Source organism: Aquimarina sp. AD10 (assembly GCF_003443715.1).
Lineage (GTDB): Bacteria > Bacteroidota > Bacteroidia > Flavobacteriales > Flavobacteriaceae > Aquimarina > Aquimarina aggregata.
The window spans coordinates 2,444,463-2,468,827 of the sequence record NZ_CP031965.1 but is presented as its reverse complement, the minus strand read 5'-3'; the positions used below and the strand labels follow the sequence as shown (position 1 = coordinate 2,468,827).

General features: G+C 37.4%; 5 protein-coding genes. 4 read left to right on the top strand and 1 reads right to left on the bottom strand.

The genetic code is table 11. The features are described from left to right. The first annotated feature begins 103 nt into the window (after nt 1-103). The 3 genes from rpoC (at nt 104) to D1816_RS10100 (ending at nt 5,345) form a co-directional block, all read left to right on the top strand. Nucleotides 104-4,405, top strand: coding sequence for a DNA-directed RNA polymerase subunit beta' (gene rpoC / locus D1816_RS10110; protein WP_066312441.1), 4,302 nt, complete (start codon nt 104-106; stop codon nt 4,403-4,405). Nucleotides 4,406-4,550: 145 nt separating this feature from the next. Next, nucleotides 4,551-4,865, top strand: a complete 315-nt coding sequence (locus D1816_RS10105) for a DUF3467 domain-containing protein (protein ID WP_118502645.1) — start codon at nt 4,551-4,553, stop codon at nt 4,863-4,865. Nucleotides 4,866-5,024: 159 nt separating this feature from the next. Then, on the top strand, nt 5,025-5,345 hold the full coding sequence (locus tag D1816_RS10100) for a DUF962 domain-containing protein (protein ID WP_118502643.1): 321 nt from the start codon (nt 5,025-5,027) through the stop codon (nt 5,343-5,345). Between the two features lie 194 nt (nt 5,346-5,539). On the opposite strand, the gene D1816_RS10095 is transcribed toward D1816_RS10100, so the two are convergent. Beyond that, nucleotides 5,540-7,126 carry a peptide chain release factor 3 gene (locus D1816_RS10095; RefSeq protein ID WP_118502641.1) on the bottom strand — a complete coding sequence of 529 codons (1,587 nt, stop codon included), beginning with the start codon at nt 7,124-7,126 and terminating at the stop codon, nt 5,540-5,542. A 582-nt stretch (nt 7,127-7,708) separates the two neighbouring features. On the opposite strand from D1816_RS10095, the gene D1816_RS10090 reads away from it, so the two are divergent. Further along, complete coding sequence (locus D1816_RS10090) at nt 7,709-24,343, top strand: gliding motility-associated C-terminal domain-containing protein (RefSeq protein ID WP_118502639.1); 16,635 nt, start codon at nt 7,709-7,711, stop codon at nt 24,341-24,343. The last annotated feature ends 22 nt before the right edge of the window (nt 24,344-24,365 follow it).

Below are 24,365 nucleotides of genomic sequence, written 5' to 3'. Positions count from 1 at the left end.
ATAAAAACAATCAAACTGTTTTCCTGAGCTTGTCGAAGGAAACAGTTTGATATCATATGTTATTCAATTTTAAATTACAATAATTCTTTAGCAACCATATATTATGGCAAGAAATAATGATAAGAATACAGTAAAGAGATTTAACAAAATCTCTATTGGTTTAGCTTCTCCAGAATCTATTTTGGCAGTTTCTCAAGGAGAAGTACTTAAACCTGAAACTATCAATTATCGTACTCATAAACCAGAGCGTGATGGTTTATTCTGTGAGCGTATTTTTGGACCTGTAAAGGACTTTGAATGTGCTTGTGGTAAATATAAAAGGATTCGTTACAAAGGGATCGTATGTGATCGATGTGGAGTAGAAGTAACAGAAAAGAAAGTACGTAGAGATCGTGTTGGTCACATTAACTTAGTGGTTCCTGTGGCTCATATTTGGTATTTCCGTTCTTTACCAAATAAAATAGGATATTTACTTGGGTTGCCATCTAAGAAATTAGATATGATCATTTACTACGAACGTTATGTAGTAATTCAACCAGGTATTGCAAAAAATGAAGAAGGAGAACCAGTACAAAAAATGGATTTCCTTACAGAAGAAGAGTACCTTAACATCCTAGATAGTCTTCCTCAAGAAAACCTTTACCTTGACGATACAGACCCAAATAAGTTTATCGCTAAAATGGGTGCAGAATGTCTTATTGAGATTTTAAGAAGAATTGATCTTGATGGACTTTCTTATGAGTTAAGACATAAAGCAAATAACGAAACTTCTAAACAACGTAAAACTGAAGCATTAAAAAGACTTCAAGTTGTAGAGTCGTTACGTGATGCAAATAAAAATAGAGAGAATCGTCCAGAATGGATGATCTTAAAAGTGGTTCCCGTAATTCCACCAGAATTACGTCCGTTAGTGCCTTTAGATGGTGGTCGTTTTGCGACATCGGATCTTAATGATTTATATCGACGTGTAATTATTCGTAATAATCGTTTAAAACGTTTGATGGAAATTAAAGCTCCGGAGGTAATTTTACGTAATGAAAAACGTATGCTTCAGGAATCAGTAGATTCATTATTTGATAATACGCGTAAAGCATCTGCTGTTAAGACAGACTCTAATAGGCCATTAAAATCTTTATCAGATTCATTAAAAGGTAAGCAAGGACGTTTCCGTCAAAACTTACTTGGTAAACGTGTAGATTATTCAGCACGTTCTGTAATTGTTGTAGGACCAGAATTAAAATTATTTGAGTGTGGTCTTCCAAAAAATATGGCAGCAGAATTATACAAGCCATTTGTTATCAGAAAACTGATTGAGCGTGGTATTGTAAAAACAGTTAAATCTGCTAAAAAGATTATAGATAGAAAAGAGCCTGTAGTATGGGATATTTTAGAGAATGTCTTAAAAGGACATCCTGTATTATTAAACCGTGCTCCTACGCTTCACCGTCTGGGTATTCAGGCATTCCAGCCTAAACTTATCGAAGGTAAAGCAATACAGTTACACCCATTAGTATGTACTGCATTTAACGCCGATTTTGATGGAGATCAGATGGCGGTGCATTTACCATTAGGACCAGAGGCAATATTAGAAGCTCAGTTATTAATGCTGGCATCTCATAATATCTTGAATCCAGCGAATGGTTCACCGGTAACCGTTCCTTCACAGGATATGGTACTTGGTCTATACTATATGACAAAATCTCGTAGATCTACGCCAGAATTAGAGATAAAAGGTGAAGATCTTACGTTCTATTCTCCAGAAGAAGTAGTTATTGCATATAACGAAAAAAGACTTGATATTAATGCTAATATTAAAGTACGTACAAAGGATATTAATGAAGAAGGAGAAATAGTAACTAAGATTATAGAAACTACAACAGGTAGAGTTCTATTTAATGATAAAGTTCCTGAAAAAGCAGGTTATATTAATGAAGTTTTAACTAAAAAATCTCTTAGAGATATTATTGGTGGAATTCTTAAAGTAACTAGTGTTCCTGAAACGGCTGCTTTCTTGGATGAAATAAAAACTCTAGGGTATAATTTTGCATTTAGAGGTGGTTTATCATTTAGTTTAGGAGATATTATTATTCCTAAAGAAAAACACACCATGATTGCTGATGCAAATTCGCAAGTAGATAATATTGTTGCGAATTATAACATGGGACTTATTACGAATAATGAACGTTACAATCAGGTTATTGATATATGGACTTCTACGAATGCAGAATTGACAGAATTGTCAATGAAACGTATTAGAGAAGATCAACAAGGATTTAACTCTGTATATATGATGCTTGATTCTGGAGCAAGGGGATCTAAAGAACAGATTCGTCAGTTAACCGGAATGCGTGGATTAATGGCTAAGCCTAAGAAATCGAATTCTGCAGGTGGAGAAATTATTGAGAATCCAATTCTTTCTAACTTTAAAGAAGGTCTTTCAATTTTAGAATACTTTATCTCTACTCACGGTGCACGTAAAGGTCTTGCGGATACGGCTCTTAAAACGGCAGATGCAGGGTACTTAACTCGTCGTTTAGTAGATGTTGCTCAAGATGTTATTGTTAATATCGAAGATTGTGGCACGCTTAGAGGTGTTGAAGTTGCTCCGTTAAAGAAAAACGAAGAGATTATCGAAGGCCTTGGAGCGAGAATAGTAGGTAGAACAGCATTAACAGATGTGATCAACCCACTAACGCAAGAGGTACTAATTGAGGCTGGAACAGAAATAGATGATGCAACGGCTAAACTTATTGAAAACTCACCAGTAGAAACTGTTGAAGTACGTTCTGCACTTACTTGTGAAGCTAAGAAAGGAATTTGTGTAAAATGTTATGGTCGTAACCTTGCTACTGGTAAAACGGTACAAAGAGGTGAAGCTGTAGGTGTTGTAGCTGCCCAGTCAATTGGAGAACCAGGTACACAGCTTACGTTACGTACATTCCACGTAGGAGGTATTGCAGGTAACATCTCTGAAGATAACCAATTAAAATCTAAATTTGCTGGTAAAGCAGAAATAGAAGAACTTAAGACGGTTAAAGGAGAAGATAATGATGGAAAAGAAATTGATGTAGTAATTTCTCGTACTTCTGAAGTAAAAGTTATAGATCCAAAGACAAAAATTGTATTAAGTACTAACCTAATCCCTTATGGATCACAGTTGTTCATTAAAGATGGTGATAAGTTAGAAGCTGATCAGGTTATCTGTCAGTGGGATCCATATAATGGTGTTATTATTTCAGAATTTGCTGGTAAGGTAAAATATGAAAATATAGAGCAAGGTATTACATATCAAGTAGAGATTGATGAACAAACTGGTTTCCAGGAAAAAGTAATTTCTGAATCTCGTGATAAGAAAAAGATACCTACACTTTTAATTATGGGTAAAGGAGACGAAGTTCTTCGTTCTTATAACCTTCCGGTAGGGGCTCACTTAATGGTGGATGATAATGATAAGATTGGAGTTGGTAAAATTTTAGTTAAGATTCCTCGTAAATCTGCAAAAGCGGGTGATATTACAGGAGGTCTTCCTAGAGTTACCGAGTTGTTTGAAGCGCGTAATCCATCTAACCCAGCAGTGGTTAGTGAGATTGATGGTGTTGTTTCTTTTGGTAAGATCAAACGTGGTAATCGTGAGATCATAGTAGAATCAAGAATAGGTGAGATCAAGAAGTACTTGGTTAAGCTTTCTAATCAGATTCTTGTTCAGGAAAATGATTATGTACGTGCAGGAATGCCGTTGTCTGATGGTTCAACTACACCAGAAGATATTCTTAAGATTAAAGGCCCATCTGCGGTACAACAATACCTTGTAAACGAAGTACAAGAAGTATATAGATTACAAGGGGTGAAAATTAACGATAAGCATTTTGAGGTAGTAGTACGTCAAATGATGCGTAAAGTTAGAATTCAAGATCCGGGAGATACTATTTTCTTAGAAAATCAACTAGTTCATAAATCAGATTTTATCGAAGAAAACGATGAGATTTTCGGAATGAAAGTAGTTGAAGATGCTGGAGATAGTGCTAACCTTAAAGCAGGACAAATTATTTCCCCTCGTGATTTAAGAGATGAAAATTCTGTATTGCGTAGAGATGATAAGAATCTTGTTACTGCAAGAGACGTATCGCCAGCGACTGCAACTCCAATACTACAAGGTATTACAAGAGCATCGCTACAGACGAAATCGTTTATATCTGCTGCGTCATTCCAGGAAACTACCAAAGTATTAAACGAAGCTGCAGTAAGCGGAAAAGTTGATACGCTAGAAGGTCTTAAAGAAAATGTAATTGTTGGTCACAGAATTCCAGCAGGTACAGGTATGAGAGATTATGAAAGCATCATCGTAGGATCAAATGAAGAATTTGAAGAGCGAATGGAACAGCGACAAGAAGTAAATTATAACTAAATTATAATAGCCTGCCTTTTTAGGCAGGCTTTCTTTTTTAAATAGAAAAGTAAACATAAAACCGGAAGTACTATACATTCGGTTTTTCTTTTCTAAAAAACCAAAAAAATAATGGCAACCCAAACGGGTTACAAAAAAAAGTGACATGGCAGAGAATAAAAACCCAAAGCAGAATCAATTAAATATAGAATTAGATGAGTCAATCGCGGATGGCATATACAGTAATCTTGCAATTATTAATCACTCTGTATCAGAATTTGTAGTTGATTTTGTGAATATAATGCCGGGAAGACCTAAAAGTAAAGTAAAAAGTAGAATTATCTTAACACCACAACATGCAAAAAGACTATCTAAAGCTCTTATTGATAATGTAAATAGATTCGAAGCTGCTCATGGTGAAATTAAAGATTATGAACAACCACCTATCCCTATGAATTTTGGACCAACTGGTGAGGCTTAGTGCTAACTACTTTGTTAGAGATCTAATTTTTATACACATTAAGTTACTCTATTATATAGTAAACGTATAGAAAATGCTTTTTTTGATGATAAATAAAGACTAATTTTTAAAAGCTATGTTTTTAGTATATTTGAGATAAACATATAAATTAGATATGTAATGCCTGATAGAATCAAAACATTTAAGGAGTTTTATAAATTTTATTTAACAGAACACCAAAATAAAACAAGCCGCACGTTACATTTTATAGGAACATTTTTAGTTTTTATATGTATAGGTATTGCCATCTATTTTAATTGGACCTGGAAATGGTTTATCGTACCTATTATAGGTTATGGTTTTGCATGGGTTGGTCATGCTTTTTTTGAGAAAAATAAACCAGCTACATTTAAATATCCCTTTTGGAGTTTGATTTCGGATTTTAAATTGTTTTTTGAGATCCTGTTCGGTCAACGTTCGTTAGATAGTGGTAAAGATTAATAATAAAAAAAATCTATATAAGTAGTAATAGTCATTAGTTTTAAAAATATAAATATAAAAACGGCTTGCAATAAATCGATTGCAAGCCGTTTTGTTTTATAATAGTATATATGTCTGTTTTGATCTATTATTTGTCCTTAAATAGCTTTAAAATCTTTTTAAGGATAGTTATCTATATATTGGTCTGAGTTGTTTTAAAATTCGGATGTGAAATGAAAAACAATAGAAGGATATTTTTGTTGTGTCATTTGTAAGCTAAATGATGAATCTGCAAAAAACACTAATTGACCCTGCTTATCTTTTGCCAGAAATTTACTTTTTACTCGTTTAAAATCCTTAAACTCATTTTCATCTGCATCTTTAATATCTACCCAACATGCTTTATGTACATTTAAATTTTCATAAGTACATTTAGCTCCATATTCATGCTCTAATCGGTATTGTATTACTTCATACTGAAGTGCTCCAACTGTACCAATAACTTTTCTTCCATTCAGTTCAAGTGTAAAAAGCTGGGCTACTCCTTCATCCATTAATTGATCAATCCCTTTGGCCAATTGTTTTGATTTCATTGGGTCAGCATTATTGATATATCTAAAGTGTTCTGGAGAAAAACTTGGTATTCCTTTATAATGTAAGATCTCGCCTTGAGTAAGGGTATCACCAATTTTAAAGTTTCCGGTATCATGTAATCCCACAATATCTCCAGGGTATGAGGTATCTACTATTTCTTTTTTCTCTGCAAAAAAGGCATTTGGGCTAGAAAATTTTAATTTTTTATTGTGTCTTGTGTGCAAGTAGGGTACATTTCTTTCGAATACCCCAGAAACAATTTTTATAAAAGCTAAGCGATCTCTATGTTTAGGATCCATATTTGCATGAATCTTAAATACAAATCCAGTAAAGTCTTTTTCTTCTGGATTTACGACACGGGTATCACTTTCTTTTGGCCTTGGCTTAGGAGCAATAGAGATAAAACAATCTAATAATTCTCTAACACCAAAATTGTTTAAAGCAGAACCAAAAAATACAGGTTGCAATGTTCCATTTTGATAGGCATCTTTCTCAAATTTAGGATAAATCCCTTCTACTAATTCGAGTTCTTCTCTTAAAGTTTCGGCTGTACTGTCACCAATGGTAGTATTAAGTTCTTTAGATGATAAGTCAGAAATCTCAATAGTTTCTTCAATGTTTTTACGATTATCACCACTAAAAAGATTAATGTTTTTTTCCCAAATGTTATAAATTCCTTTAAAGTCATAACCCATCCCAATAGGAAAACTTAGAGGTGTAACAGTTAAACCAAGTTTTTGTTCTATTTCATCTAGTAATTCAAATGCATCTTTACCCTCTCTGTCTAATTTATTAATGAAAACAATCATTGGGATATTTCGCATTCTACATACAGAAACTAGTTTTTCTGTTTGTTCCTCAACACCTTTTGCTACATCTATAACAACGATGACACTATCAACAGCGGTAAGTGTTCTAAAAGTATCTTCGGCAAAATCCTTGTGTCCAGGGGTATCTAATATATTAACTTTGATGTTTTTATATTCAAAAGCTAGAACCGATGTAGCTACCGAAATCCCACGCTGTCGTTCGATTTCCATAAAGTCACTAGTCGCTCCTTTTTTTATTTTATTAGATTTTACAGCCCCAGCTTCTTGTATGGCACCACCAAAAAGTAATAATTTTTCAGTTAAAGTAGTTTTTCCTGCATCTGGGTGAGATATAATTCCAAAGGTTCTTCGTCTCCCTATTTCTTCAATAAATTTCATAAAATCTTTATAGTAAGGATGCAAATATAATATTAAATAGAATATATGTAGGGGAGAATACTAAGACAATATTATAAGAGCGCGCGTAGGATTATAGGAATAAATTTTATTTGTAATGTATTTTATCGTTAAAAAAATTATTACATCGATTTCCTTGAGGTTTTCCATAAACTTAAACTTTAATCTTTATAAATTTATATGAAATTTGATGTTATTGAGCATGTTAGATATGATTAGTGTATTTAATGCTCGAGCTTTAGTTGCTATTAAAATTAAAAAAAGAGTCGATTAAATTATTCCTTAATATACTATGAGAACTAGTGTTTTTTATAAAAGTGCAAGTAGTATCTACTAAAGGAATCTGTTTTTTATCGTGTTAAGTGTGTATTTAGTCGATATATTTAACTAAATAATGAGGTTGGCGCCTAGTAATTTAACTTTATTTTCTTAATTTTGAATCAGGAACTACGGTAAAACCATAATTTTTGTACGCCTTAAATGTATTTTAAAGGTGTTTTGTTATAATTTATGAAAACCGACCCTAACATGTTTTCGTAGATATATTTGTAAACACATTGTTATATGAAAAAAATTACCCAAGTCTTAAGGGGTTTAAAAAGAAGTATTTCTTTTTTAACTCTTATTTTCCTTTTTAGCACTAGTATTTCTGCTCAATTTTCTACAGCAGGATCTGGATTGTATTTGGATGAAATATACTGGTTAGATTTCTCAAGTATGATTCCTGATAATGATGTATCTGGAGAAACTTTTGGTCCTACCGTTTTTAATGTACCTGGAGGTATAGTATTAAGTGTTACAGTTCAAGAAATTTCTTCTGGTGTGCAATCACAAGTTGCTGGCGCACCTAGAGCGATTACTCCTTTATATACTTCAGTTTTAGAAAGAACGTTAAGGAATAGGAATGTTAGCTCAGATGCGACTATTAAAGTTATTGTATCAGCTACATTAAATGGTAACCCGTATCCAATTGGAATTGTCATGGCAGATGGTGAGGCATCTGGAACTGGTGAAGATTTTGTATTGACCATTAATAGTAGTACGGGAACAAATTGGGCTAAAATAGATGAAATTAATCCTACTCTCTTCTCTGATTCAGGAGTAGGTACACAGACATATTCTTTTTTTGGAGCAGGAGCGGTTCCAGGTCCAAGTGGTTATGGTACACCAATAATGTATACAGAACAAGCTGCTTTAGCTAATCCATTAGATATTAATGCAGAGTTGATTAGGACAGCAGGAGGTACGGGTATAGCAATAGGTGTATTTGTACATACCGATTATGGGGATGCACCTGGGTATGCAGAAGCAATACATACTTTTTCGGGTCAGTTTACACCAACAACTAATTTGTTTTTAGGTACAACAATGCCAGATAGTGATGGTGTTATCGCAGATAGAACAAATGCTACTGCAACAGCTGATAGGGATGAAGGAGTTCCTGTATTTGATCTTCTTACTACCAATACATCTTCATATAGTGTAGATGTTACAGTAAATAATAATGAAGGAGTAACTGCTAATCTTGCAGGATGGATTGATTTTGATAATAATGGTATTTTTGATATTGATGAGTACGCCACAGCTAGTGTACCTGATGGTACAACTAATGGTATAGTTACGCTTACATGGAATAATATTAATAGTTCAGGACCCAATAGTGTAGAATCTTCTACTTTTGCTAGGTTTAGGTTATCTACAGAAACGTTAACCGCTAGTGATGCGTCTGGTAATGTTAGCAATGGTGAAGTTGAGGATTATCAATTAAATGTTGTATTAAGAGATAATGATGGTGATGGAGTCGATGATAGCACAGATTTAGATGATGATAATGATGGTATTACTGATATAAACGAAGGATTAAATTGTGCATCTGGTGTGATCAACGTTGGAACAGCTCCTTCTGGAAATCAAAATGGGGTTGGAGCAATTAACGATATTTATGATTTTGATGGGGTTAATGTAGATGTGACTGCCGTAGCAAATACAATAGATGGAGGTTCATTGTCCCAGTTATTAGTAGAAAATACAACTTCTTTAAGAATACAGGGACAGCAAATAGATGATGGTATAGGAGAAACAGTAACGTATACATTTACGTTTAATCAGACGGTTTCTGGTGTTAAGTTTAGGTGGTCAGGTATTGATCAAGGGGATAGAGTTACTGTAAATGCAACTGGACCTAATGTCGAATCTGTATATATGGGTAATTTGATGGATCCATCATCATTTCCTAATGCAGACTACTTGGCTACGTCTAATGGTAATTCTCATATTATAGAGAATAATAACAGTTTGTCTCCAACGATAACGGCATATTCTGATGGTGTTGTAAATACTGCACTTAATTACACAGAAGTAACAATAAATGGGCAAGTAACTTCTTTTAATGTTATTACAAGAAAACAAAGGCAAGATGGTGATGTAACTAATAATGGTAATGTAACATTTTTGTTTTCAAATTTTGAGTACTGTTCATTAGATGATACAGATGGAGATAATATACCAAATTATTTAGATACAGATAGTGATAATGATAGTTGTTTTGATGCTTTTGAAGGTAACGGGGGGATTTTGGCAACTCAGGTAAATAATAGTACTGGAGAAATTACAGGAGGAGTAAATACGGGAACAGGAGTTCCAAACACTGCTGGTTCTGGTCAAAGCGATGTAAGTAGTACAGATAACACTACAACAGGAGCACAGTGTGATGATGATAATGACGGAGTTGTTAATGTCAGTGATGTATGTCCTAATTTTGATGATTCAGTAGATACCGATGGAGATTTAGTTCCTGATGGTTGTGATTTAGATAATGATAATGATGGTATTTCAGATATAACAGAAGGTTGTAATTCACTAACCTTAAATATAGACGGTACAGAAGATTCCAGTTTTCCAACCGGGTATTGGGCAGCTTCATATTATGAAGGACATCAGGCAGTGGCTGCATCTAGTTTTACCGTAGAAAGAGACGGATCAGGAAATCCAGGTTCAAGAACTTTTAGAGGGGAGTCATTTTTTGGTGTTAATAGTAATTCAGCAACATATTCGTCTGGAGGTTCGGCAATAAATGATAGGTGGAGTCAAATGGAAACACCAACAATTCCTTTACGTCCAGATAATTATATAGGTACTACATGGGCTTCTTCAGGGAATCCGTATTATGAAATTGATTTTAGAAGAACTTTTCCAACTGCAGGAACACTTTCTTTTGGAAGTGGGGCTAATGAAATCGTAGATGATGTTATTGAAGTTTTTGTTGATGGGGTTAGAGAATATGCTTATTTCCCTAGCGGAGGAGCACCTGACCCAAGACCGGGTAGTGGAGTTGCAGCGTCTATTCCAATTACAGCAGGAGCAGAAGTAGAAATAAGATTCATGAATTTAGGTTTTATAGGAGGTTTAACGTTTACTTTTAATAGCCCTGCAGAACCTCTTGTAGAAGTATTTAGAGATTCAGATGGTGACTCAATACCTGATTGTTTAGAGTTAGATAGTGATGATGATGGGTGTAGTGATGCTGATGAAGCTTATAATGATACAGATGCAGATGGTACAGATGGAGGCCAATTTGGAGATGGTACTCCTGCGAATATAAACCCGGCAAATGGTCTCGTAGATGCTCCTGGAGTAGATTATGGTTTGACATTAAATGCAGGGGTGACTGACGATACAATTAATATTTGTACAGTACTATCCGGACAAATTTTTATAGATGTTAACGGAAATGGAATTTTTGAAGGGGCTGAACCTAAAGCAAGAAATGTTGATGTTAGAGTTACTGATGCTCTTAATAATGTCCAAGTTGTAACAACAAATTTTAATGGTATCTGGACAGCGACATCTTTAGCTCCTGGAACAGCAACTGTTGATATTATAGATCCAGATTATGGAACTACTTTTACGCAAACACTAGGAACAGATCCTAGCAGTCATTCAGTAACAGTCAATGTATCAAATGATGGGGGAATAGACGGATTTGTACTTCCTCCTCCAAATGTGCTTCATACAACTCCTGCTTGTGATGGCACGTTGTATAGCCTTAATTGGGATACAGTACCTGAAGCTACAGCAGATAATGAATTTGATTGGGCACCAGATGGGGCTTTAACAAATACATTTAATGATGTTAATAGTTCAGGAATTAATATAACACATACTTTTACAGGAGAGACAGGTACCTTATCAGCTTGGCCTGGTTCAACACTTTCTCCAAATATTGGATTTAATGCAACAGTAAATACGCAAGAAGTATTACAAATACATACTGACGGATTGGCTACAGGTAGTGCTGGGATTATACAAACGATAACATTTTCGGATGGTAGCGGTGCCACTAATATTTATTCTATAGGTTTTGATCTGTTTGATATAGATTTTTCTTCTTTAGAAAGTAGTGGAGATAGAGTAACAATTACAGCAATAGATGGTTTAGGAAATACAATATTCCCGACGTTTACAACAGGTGCTACACCTAATTTCACAGTAGATGGTGCTACCGGTGTTGTTAATGCTAATAATGGAACTAGTAATGTAGAAGATAGTCAGCTAGGAGTTAACTTTTTAGATACTGATGGAATTACGAGCATAAGTATTGTATGGAATAATTGTGCAGGCTGTGCTCCTTTAGAATCTCGAGGAATTGGTTTTGGGAATACACGATTTTGTACTGAGTTCCCTCCTACATTAAGTATTAGTAGCCCTACGGTTACAGAAGGTTCTAATTTAGACTTTGCGATCAGCTTAAGTAATGCGAGTACGAATGCTATAGAATTTACACCAGCTTTAGCGGGTACAGGAGTTAATCCAGCGACTATAGGAACCGATACGGGTACTCCGTTACAGGTACAGATTGGTAGTGGTGCTTTTGTAGATTATACAGGAGGAAGTATTACGATTCCTGCAGGTGAGACCAGTGTTACCTTTAGAGTTCCTACTACCAATGATACGATAGATGAGCCAAATGAGACCTTAAACCTTAATGTTACAGGTATTACTAATAGTAGTAATACTACAGCTAGTGGCACCGGAACAATTACCGATGATGATAATGCCCCTACAGTAAGTACAGTAAGTAGTCCAACGGAAGAAGAAGGCGATGCTTTAGTTCATACAGTTACATTGAGTAATGGTAGTAGTAGTGCAATCAGTATCGGAGCGAGTGTTGCAAATGGTACGGCAGGTAATGGTGATTATGATAATGACTTAGCCAATGCTACGTTTAGTAATGGAGTTACCTATGATGCAGTAGATGATGAGTTTGATATTCCAGCAGGAGTAACGAGCTTTACGGTATCGATCTCCAGTACAGAAGATACTATAGATGAGTCTAATGAGAACTATGTCTTAACTGTTGGCGGAGTCAATGGTACAGGAACAATTACCGATGATGATAATGCTCCTACAGTAAGTACAGTAAGTAGTCCAACGGAAGAAGAAGGCGATGCTTTAGTTCATACAGTTACGTTGAGTAATGGTAGTAGTAGTGCAATCAGTATCGGAGCGAGTGTTGCAAATGGTACAGCAGGTAATGGTGATTATGATAATGACTTAGCCAATGCTACGTTTAGTAATGGAGTTACCTATGATGCAGTAGATGATGAGTTTGATATTCCAGCAGGAGTAACGAGCTTTACGGTATCGATCTCCAGTACAGAAGATACTATAGATGAGGCTAATGAGAACTATGTCTTAACTGTTGGTGGAGTCAATGGTACAGGAACAATTACCGATGATGATAATGCTCCTACAGTAAGTACAGTAAGTAGCCCAACGGAAGAAGAAGGCGATGCTTTAGTTCATACAGTTACGTTGAGTAATGGTAGTAGTAGTGCAATCAGTATCGGAGCGAGTGTTGCAAATGGTACGGCAGGTAATGGTGATTATGATAATGACTTAGCCAATGCTACGTTTAGTAATGGAGTTACCTATGATGCAGTAGATGATGAGTTTGATATTCCAGCAGGAGTAACGAGCTTTACGGTATTGATCTCCAGTACAGAAGATACTATAGATGAGTCTAATGAGAACTATGTCTTAACTGTTGGCGGAGTCAATGGTACAGGAACAATTACCGATGATGATAATGCTCCTACAGTAAGTACAGTAAGTAGCCCAACGGAAGAAGAAGGCGATGCTTTAGTTCATACAGTTACGTTGAGTAATGGTAGTAGTAGTGCAATCAGTATCGGAGCGAGTGTTGCAAATGGTACGGCAGGTAATGGTGATTATGATAATGACTTAGCCAATGCTACGTTTAGTAATGGAGTTACCTATGATGCAGTAGATGATGAGTTTGATATTCCAGCAGGAGTAACGAGCTTTACGGTATCGATCTCCAGTACAGAAGATACTATAGACGAGGCTAATGAGAACTATGTCTTAACTGTTGGCGGAGTCAATGGTACAGGAACAATTACCGATGATGATAATGCCCCTACAGTAAGTACAGTAAGTAGCCCAACGGAAGAAGAAGGCGATGCTTTAGTTCATACAGTTACGTTGAGTAATGGTAGTAGTAGTGCAATCAGTATCGGAGCGAGTGTTGCAAATGGTACGGCAGGTAATGGTGATTATGATAATGACTTAGCCAATGCTACGTTTAGTAATGGAGTTACCTATGATGCAGTAGATGATGAGTTTGATATTCCAGCAGGAGTAACGAGCTTTACGGTATCGATCTCCAGTACAGAAGATACTATAGACGAGGCTAATGAGAACTATGTCTTAACTGTTGGTGGAGTCAATGGTACAGGAACAATTACCGATGATGATAATGCCCCTACAGTAAGTACAGTAAGTAGTCCAACGGAAGAAGAAGGCGATGCTTTAGTTCATACAGTTACGTTGAGTAATGGTAGTAGTAGTGCAATCAGTATCGGAGCGAGTGTTGCAAATGGTACAGCAGGTAATGGTGATTATGATAATGACCTAGCCAATGCTACGTTTAGTAATGGAGTTACCTATGATGCAGTAGATGATGAGTTTGATATTCCAGCAGGAGTAACGAGCTTTACGGTATCGATCTCCAGTACAGAAGATACTATAGACGAGGCTAATGAGAACTATGTCTTAACTGTTGGCGGAGTCAATGGTACAGGAACAATTACCGATGATGATAATGCTCCTACAGTAAGTACAGTAAGTAGTCCAACGGAAGAAGAAGGCGATGCTTTAGTTCATACAGTTACGTTGAGTAATGGTAGTAGTAGTGCAATCAGTATCGGAGCGAGTGTTGCAAATGGTACGGCAGGTAATGGTGATTATGATAATGACTTAGCCAATGCTACGTTTAGTAATGGAGTTACCTATGATGCAGTAGATGATGAGTTTGATATTCCAGCAGGAGTAACGAGCTTTACGGTATCGATCTCCAGTACAGAAGATACTATAGACGAGGCTAATGAGAACTATGTCTTAACTGTTGGCGGAGTCAATGGTACAGGAACAATTACCGATGATGATAATGCCCCTACAGTAAGTACAGTAAGTAGTCCAACGGAAGAAGAAGGCGATGCTTTAGTTCATACAGTTACGTTGAGTAATGGTAGTAGTAGTGCAATCAGTATCGGAGCGAGTGTTGCAAATGGTACGGCAGGTAATGGTGATTATGATAATGACTTAGCCAATGCTACGTTTAGTAATGGAGTTACCTATGATGCAGTAGATGATGAGTTTGATATTCCAGCAGGAGTAACGAGCTTTACGGTATCGATCTCCAGTACAGAAGATACTATAGATGAGTCTAATGAGAACTATGTCTTAACTGTTGGCGGAGTCAATGGTACAGGAACAATTACCGATGATGATAATGCCCCTACAGTAAGTACAGTAAGTAGTCCAACGGAAGAAGAAGGCGATGCTTTAGTTCATACAGTTACATTGAGTAATGGTAGTAGTAGTGCAATCAGTATCGGAGCGAGTGTTGCAAATGGTACGGCAGGTAATGGTGATTATGATAATGACTTAGCCAATGCTACGTTTAGTAATGGAGTTACCTATGATGCAGTAGATGATGAGTTTGATATTCCAGCAGGAGTAACGAGCTTTACGGTATCGATCTCCAGTACAGAAGATACTATAGATGAGTCTAATGAGAACTATGTCTTAACTGTTGGCGGAGTCAATGGTACAGGAACAATTACCGATGATGATAATGCTCCTACAGTAAGTACAGTAAGTAGTCCAACGGAAGAAGAAGGCGATGCTTTAGTTCATACAGTTACGTTGAGTAATGGTAGTAGTAGTGCAATCAGTATCGGAGCGAGTGTTGCAAATGGTACAGCAGGTAATGGTGATTATGATAATGACTTAGCCAATGCTACGTTTAGTAATGGAGTTACCTATGATGCAGTAGATGATGAGTTTGATATTCCAGCAGGAGTAACGAGCTTTACGGTATCGATCTCCAGTACAGAAGATACTATAGATGAGGCTAATGAGAACTATGTCTTAACTGTTGGTGGAGTCAATGGTACAGGAACAATTACCGATGATGATAATGCCCCTACAGTAAGTACAGTAAGTAGTCCAACGGAAGAAGAAGGCGATGCTTTAGTTCATACCGTTACGTTGAGTAATGGTAGTAGTAGTGCAATCAGTATCGGAGCGAGTGTTGCAAATGGTACAGCAGGTAATGGTGATTATGATAATGACTTAGCCAATGCTACGTTTAGTAATGGAGTTACCTATGATGCAGTAGATGATGAGTTTGATATTCCAGCAGGAGTAACGAGCTTTACGGTATCGATCTCCAGTACAGAAGATACTATAGACGAGGCTAATGAGAACTATGTCTTAACTGTTGGCGGAGTCAATGGTACAGGAACAATTACCGATGATGATAATGCCCCTACAGTAAGTACAGTAAGTAGTCCAACGGAAGAAGAAGGCGATGCTTTAGTTCATACAGTTACGTTGAGTAATGGTAGTAGTAGTGCAATCAGTATCGGAGCGAGTGTTGCAAATGGTACGGCAGGTAATGGTGATTATGATAATGACTTAGCCAATGCTACGTTTAGTAATGGAGTTACCTATGATGCAGTAGATGATGAGTTTGATATTCCAGCAGGAGTAACGAGCTTTACGGTATCGATCTCCAGTACAGAAGATACTATAGACGAGTCTAATGAGAACTATGTCTTAACTGTTGGCGGAGTCAATGGTACAGGAACAATTACCGATGATGATAATGCCCCTACAGTAAGTACAGTAAGTAGTCCAACGGAAGAAGAAGGCGATGCTTTAGTTCATACAGTTACGTTGAGTAATGGTAGTAGTAGTGCAATCAGTATCGGAGCGAGTGTTGCAAATGGTACGGCAGGTAATGGTGATTATGATAATGACTTAGCCAATGCTACGTTTAGTAATGGAGTTACCTATGATGCAGTAGATGATGAGTTTGATATTCCAGCAGGAGTAACGAGCTTTACGGTATCGATCTCCAGTACAGAAGATACTATAGACGAGGCTAATGAGAACTATGTCTTAACTGTTGGCGGAGTCAATGGTACAGGAACAATTACCGATGATGATAATGCCCCTACAGTAAGTACAGTAAGTAGCCCAACGGAAGAAGAAGGCGATGCTTTAGTTCATACAGTTACGTTGAGTAATGGTAGTAGTAGTGCAATCAGTATCGGAGCGAGTGTTGCAAATGGTACGGCAGGTAATGGTGATTATGATAATGACCTAGCCAATGCTACGTTTAGTAATGGAGTTACCTATGATGCAGTAGATGATGAGTTTGATATTCCAGCAGGAGTAACGAGCTTTACGGTATCGATCTCCAGTACAGAAGATACTATAGACGAGGCTAATGAGAACTATGTCTTAACTGTTGGCGGAGTCAATGGTACAGGAACAATTACCGATGATGATAATGCCCCTACAGTAAGTACAGTAAGTAGTCCAACGGAAGAAGAAGGCGATGCTTTGGTTCATACAGTTACGTTGAGTAATGGTAGTAGTAGTGCAATCAGTATCGGAGCGAGTGTTGCAAATGGTACGGCAGGTAATGGTGATTATGATAATGACTTAGCCAATGCTACGTTTAGTAATGGAGTTACCTATGATGCAGTAGATGATGAGTTTGATATTCCAGCAGGAGTAACGAGCTTTACGGTATCGATCTCCAGTACAGAAGATACTATAGACGAGGCTAATGAGAACTATGTCTTAACTGTTGGCGGAGTCAATGGTACAGGAACAATTACCGATGATGATAATGCCCCTACAGTAAGTACAGTAAGTAGTCCAACGGAAGAAGAAGGCGATGCTTTAGTACATACCGTTACGTTGAGTAATGGTAGTAGTAGTGCAATCAGTATCGGAGCGAGTGTTGCAAATGGTACAGCAGGTAATGGTGATTATGATAATGACTTAGCCAATGCTACGTTTAGTAATGGAGTTACCTATGATGCAGTAGATGATGAGTTTGATATTCCAGCAGGAGTAACGAGCTTTACGGTATCGATCTCCAGTACAGAAGATACTATAGATGAGTCTAATGAGAACTATGTCTTAACTGTTGGCGGAGTCAATGGTACAGGAACAATTACCGATGATGATAATGCCCCTACAGTAAGTACAGTAAGTAGCCCAACGGAAGAAGAAGGCGATGCTTTAGTTCATACCGTTACGTTGAGTAATGGTAGTAGTAGTGCAATCAGTATCGGAGCGAGTGTTGCAAATGGTACAGCAGGTAATGGTGATTATGATAATGACTTAGCCAATGCTACGTTTAGTAATGGAGTTACCTATGATGCAGTAGATGATGAGTTTGATATTCCAGCAGGAGTAACGAGCTTTACGGTATCGATCTCCAGTACAGAAGATACTATAGACGAGGCTAATGAGAACTATGTCTTAACTGTTGGCGGAGTCAATGGTACAGGAACAATTACCGATGATGATAATGCTCCTACAGTAAGTACAGTAAGTAGTCCAACGGAAGAAGAAGGCGATGCTTTAGTTCATACAGTTACGTTGAGTAATGGTAGTAGTAGTGCAATCAGTATCGGAGCGAGTGTTGCAAATGGTACAGCAGGTAATGGTGATTATGATAATGACTTAGCCAATGCTACGTTTAGTAATGGAGTTACCTATGATGCAGTAGATGATGAGTTTGATATTCCAGCAGGAGTAACGAGCTTTACGGTATCGATCTCCAGTACAGAAGATACTATAGATGAGGCTAATGAGAACTATGTCTTAACTGTTGGCGGAGTCAATGGTACAGGAACAATTACCGATGATGATAATGCTCCTACAGTAAGTACAGTAAGTAGTCCAACGGAAGAAGAAGGCGATGCTTTAGTTCATACAGTTACGTTGAGTAATGGTAGTAGTAGTGCAATCAGTATCGGAGCGAGTGTTGCAAATGGTACGGCAGGTAATGGTGATTATGATAATGACTTAGCCAATGCTACGTTTAGTAATGGAGTTACCTATGATGCAGTAGATGATGAGTTTGATATTCCAGCAGGAGTAACGAGCTTTACGGTATCGATCTCCAGTACAGAAGATACTATAGATGAGGCTAATGAGAACTATGTCTTAACTGTTGGCGGAGTCAATGGTACAGGAACAATTACCGATGATGATAATGCCCCTACAGTAAGTACAGTAAGTAGTCCAACGGAAGAAGAAGGCGATGCTTTAGTTCATACAGTTACGTTGAGTAATGGTAGTAGTAGTGCAATCAGTATCGGAGCGAGTGTTGCAAATGGTACAGCAGGTAATGGTGATTATGATAATGACTTAGCCAATGCTACGTTTAGTAATGGAGTTACCTATGATGCAGTAGATGATGAGTTTGATATTCCAGCAGGAGTAACGAGCTTTACGGTATCGATCTCCAGTACAGAAGATACTATAGATGAGGCTAATGAGAACTATGTCTTAACTGTTGGCGGAGTCAATGGTACAGGAACAATTACCGATGATGATAATGCTCCTACAGTAAGTACAGTAAGTAGTCCAACGGAAGAAGAAGGCGATGCTTTAGTTCATACAGTTACGTTGAGTAATGGTAGTAGTAGTGCAATCAGTATCGGAGCGAGTGTTGCAAATGGTACGGCAGGTAATGGTGATTATGATAATGACTTAGCCAATGCTACGTTTAGTAATGGAGTTACCTATGATGCAGTAGATGATGAGTTTGATATTCCAGCAGGAGTAACGAGCTTTACGGTATCGATCTCCAGTACAGAAGATACTATAGACGAGTCTAATGAGAACTATGTCTTAACTGTTGGCGGAGTCAATGGTACAGGAACAATTACCGATGATGATAATGCCCCTACAGTAAGTACAGTAAGTAGTCCAACGGAAGAAGAAGGCGATGCTTTAGTTCATACAGTTACGTTGAGTAATGGTAGTAGTAGTGCAATCAGTATCGGAGCGAGTGTTGCAAATGGTACGGCAGGTAATGGTGATTATGATAATGACTTAGCCAATGCTACGTTTAGTAATGGAGTTACCTATGATGCAGTAGATGATGAGTTTGATATTCCAGCAGGAGTAACGAGCTTTACGGTATCGATCTCCAGTACAGAAGATACTATAGATGAGTCTAATGAGAACTATGTCTTAACTGTTGGCGGAGTCAATGGTACAGGAACAATTACCGATGATGATAATGCTCCTACAGTAAGTACAGTAAGTAGTCCAACGGAAGAAGAAGGCGATGCTTTAGTTCATACAGTTACGTTGAGTAATGGTAGTAGTAGTGCAATCAGTATCGGAGCGAGTGTTGCAAATGGTACGGCAGGTAATGGTGATTATGATAATGACTTAGCCAATGCTACGTTTAGTAATGGAGTTACCTATGATGCAGTAGATGATGAGTTTGATATTCCAGCAGGAGTAACGAGCTTTACGGTATCGATCTCCAGTACAGAAGATACTATAGACGAGTCTAATGAGAACTATGTCTTAACTGTTGGCGGAGTCAATGGTACAGGAACAATTACCGATGATGATAATGCCCCTACAGTAAGTACAGTAAGTAGTCCAACGGAAGAAGAAGGCGATGCTTTAGTTCATACAGTTACGTTGAGTAATGGTAGTAGTAGTGCAATCAGTATCGGAGCGAGTGTTGCAAATGGTACGGCAGGTAATGGTGATTATGATAATGACTTAGCCAATGCTACGTTTAGTAATGGAGTTACCTATGATGCAGTAGATGATGAGTTTGATATTCCAGCAGGAGTAACGAGCTTTACGGTATCGATCTCCAGTACAGAAGATACTATAGACGAGGCTAATGAGAACTATGTCTTAACTGTTGGCGGAGTCAATGGTACAGGAACAATTACCGATGATGATAATGCCCCTACAGTAAGTACAGTAAGTAGTCCAACGGAAGAAGAAGGCGATGCTTTAGTTCATACAGTTACGTTGAGTAATGGTAGTAGTAGTGCAATCAGTATCGGAGCGAGTGTTGCAAATGGTACAGCAGGTAATGGTGATTATGATAATGACTTAGCCAATGCTACGTTTAGTAATGGAGTTACCTATGATGCAGTAGATGATGAGTTTGATATTCCAGCAGGAGTAACGAGCTTTACGGTATCGATCTCCAGTACAGAAGATACTATAGATGAGGCTAATGAGAACTATGTCTTAACTGTTGGCGGAGTCAATGGTACAGGAACAATTACCGATGATGATAATGCCCCTACAGTAAGTACAGTAAGTAGCCCAACGGAAGAAGAAGGCGATGCTTTAGTTCATACAGTTACGTTGAGTAATGGTAGTAGTAGTGCAATCAGTATCGGAGCGAGTGTTGCAAATGGTACGGCAGGTAATGGTGATTATGATAATGACTTAGCCAATGCTACGTTTAGTAATGGAGTTACCTATGATGCAGTAGATGATGAGTTTGATATTCCAGCAGGAGTAACGAGCTTTACGGTATCGATCTCCAGTACAGAAGATACTATAGACGAGGCTAATGAGAACTATGTCTTAACTGTTGGTGGAGTCAATGGTACAGGAACAATTACCGATGATGATAATGCCCCTACAGTAAGTACAGTAAGTAGTCCAACGGAAGAAGAAGGCGATGCTTTAGTTCATACAGTTACGTTGAGTAATGGTAGTAGTAGTGCAATCAGTATCGGAGCGAGTGTTGCAAATGGTACAGCAGGTAATGGTGATTATGATAATGACTTAGCCAATGCTACGTTTAGTAATGGAGTTACCTATGATGCAGTAGATGATGAGTTTGATATTCCAGCAGGAGTAACGAGCTTTACGGTATCGATCTCCAGTACAGAAGATACTATAGATGAGGCTAATGAGAACTATGTCTTAACTGTTGGCGGAGTCAATGGTACAGGAACAATTACCGATGATGATAATGCTCCTACAGTAAGTACAGTAAGTAGCCCAACGGAAGAAGAAGGCGATGCTTTAGTACATACCGTTACGTTGAGTAATGGTAGTAGTAGTGCAATCAGTATCGGAGCGAGTGTTGCAAATGGTACGGCAGGTAATGGTGATTATGATAATGACTTAGCCAATGCTACGTTTAGTAATGGAGTTACCTATGATGCAGTAGATGATGAGTTTGATATTCCAGCAGGAGTAACGAGCTTTACGGTATTGATCTCCAGTACAGAAGATACTATAGACGAGGCTAATGAGAACTATGTCTTAACTGTTGGCGGAGTCAATGGTACAGGAACAATTACCGATGATGATAATGCCCCTACAGTAAGTGTGAGTAGCCCTACGGTTACAGAAGGTTCTAATTTAGACTTTGCGATCAGCTTAAGTAATGCGAGTTCAAGTGCTATAGAATTTACACCAGCTTTAGCGGGTACAGGAGTTAATCCAGCGACTATAGGAACCGATACGGGTACTCCGTTACAGGTACAGATTGGTAGTGGTGCTTTTGTAGATTATACAGGAGGAAGTATTACGATTCCTGCAGGAGAGACCAGTGTTACCTTTAGAGTTCCTACTACAAATGATACGATAGATGAATCCGATGAGACCTTAAATCTTAATGTTACAGGTATTACCAATAGTAGTAATACTACAGCTAGTGGATTAGGAACGATAGAAGATAATGACAATGCCCCTACAGTAAGTACAGTAAGTAGTCCAACGGAAGAAGAAGGCGATGCTTTAGTTCATACAATTACGTTGAGTAATGGTAGTAGTAGTGCAATCAGTATCGGAGCGAGTGTTGCAAATGGTACGGCAGGTAATGGTGATTATGATAATGACTTAGCCAATGCTACGTTTAGTAATGGAGTTACCTATGATGCAGTAGATGATGAGTTTGATATTCCAGCAGGAGTAACGAGCTTTACGGTATCGATCTCCAGTACAGAAGATACTATAGATGAGTCTAATGAGAACTATGTCTTAACTGTTGGCGGAGTCAATGGTACAGGAACAATTACCGATGATGACAATGCTCCAGATGTTAGTATAGGAGATGCTAGTGCTACAGAGGGAGGAGATATAAGCTTCCCAATAACTTTAAGTAATCCAAGTAGTGAGGATATTACATTAACCTTTAGTTTTACGAACGGTACGGCAGAGGATGGTGATTATACAACTATTGATGTTCAGATTACTATTTTGGCAGGAGATACTACAGGTACAGTTGTAGTACCTACTACAGCAGATACAATTGATGAAGGAGACGAAACCTTTACTGTTGGAATTAGTAGTGTTGATACAGGTACAGTAGGAACTACAACCGATACAGCTATAGGAACAATTATCGATGATGATAATGCTCCAGATATTAGTATAGGAGATGCTAGTGCTACAGAGGGAGGAGATGTAAGTTTCCCAATAACTTTAAGTAATCCAAGTAGTGAGGATATTACATTAACCTTTAGTTTTACGAACGGTACAGCAGAGGATGGTGATTATACAACTACCGATGTTCAGATTACTATTTTAGCAGGAGATACTACAGGTACAGTTGTAGTACCTACTACAGCAGATACAATTGATGAAGGAGACGAAACCTTTACTGTTGGGATTAGTAGTGTTGATTCAGGTACAGTAGGAACTACAACCGATACAGCTACGGGTACGATTATTGATGATGATGATACATCGCAGTTAACACTTACTAAAACAGCAGTCGCAAGTGGTGCACAAGTTGATGATATTATCACATATACATTTACGGTTCGTAATACTGGAAATGTGACTATTAATAATATAATGGTTGATGATCCACTTACAGGTAGCGTAGATTTATCAATAACACCTTCTACATTAGCACCAGGAGAAGAAGGTTCTGCTACAGCAACATATGCTATTACACAGACTGATATTAATCTTGGTGAAGTTATGAATAGTGCAACAGTTATTGGTCAAGATGCTATGGGGAATGATATAATGGATGTTTCTGATAATGGAGACGAAACTGTTGATGATGATGGAGATAATGACCCAACTAATGACCCAACGATAACCGTGATACAACAATTGCCAAACCTTGCATTAAGTAAAATAGGAGTATATACAGATACAAATAATGATAGAGTTCCTAATGCGGGAGATGAAATACGATATACATTTAGAGTACAAAACACGGGTAATGTCGATATTACTAATATTGTATTAACTGATCCTTTACCCGGAATTGTAATTGAGGGAGGTCCAATTGATCTTGTCGCAGGTGAAACGGATGATTCAAGTTTTACAGCTGTTTATGTTTTAACAGAAGAAGATTTACTTTCTGGAAGTGTAACTAATCAGGCAACTGTGACAGGTCAGGATCCAAATGGAATAGATGTTATAGATGTATCAGATGATCCCCTAAATGATACTGATGTTGATACAGATGGTGATGGAGACTTTGAAGATGAAACTATTACAGAAATTGGAGATATATTTGATTTAGACGATGATATTGTTATCTATACGGGTATTAGTCCTAATGGTGATGGTATTAATGACGAGTTTAGAATAGTAGGACTAAACAATTTCCCAAATAATGTTTTACGAATCTATAACCGTTGGGGAGTTCTAGTATTTGAAGAAGATGGATATGAACAACCTGGTGCGAAATCTTTTGCAGGAATTAGTTCAGGTAGAGTGACTATAAGTAAGAAAGAAGAACTACCAGTAGGTACGTATTATTATGTGTTAGACTATGAAAATACAGCTGGTGTACGTAAATCAAGAGCAGGTTACTTATATATAAATAAATAAAATGTTTAAGAATAATATATAT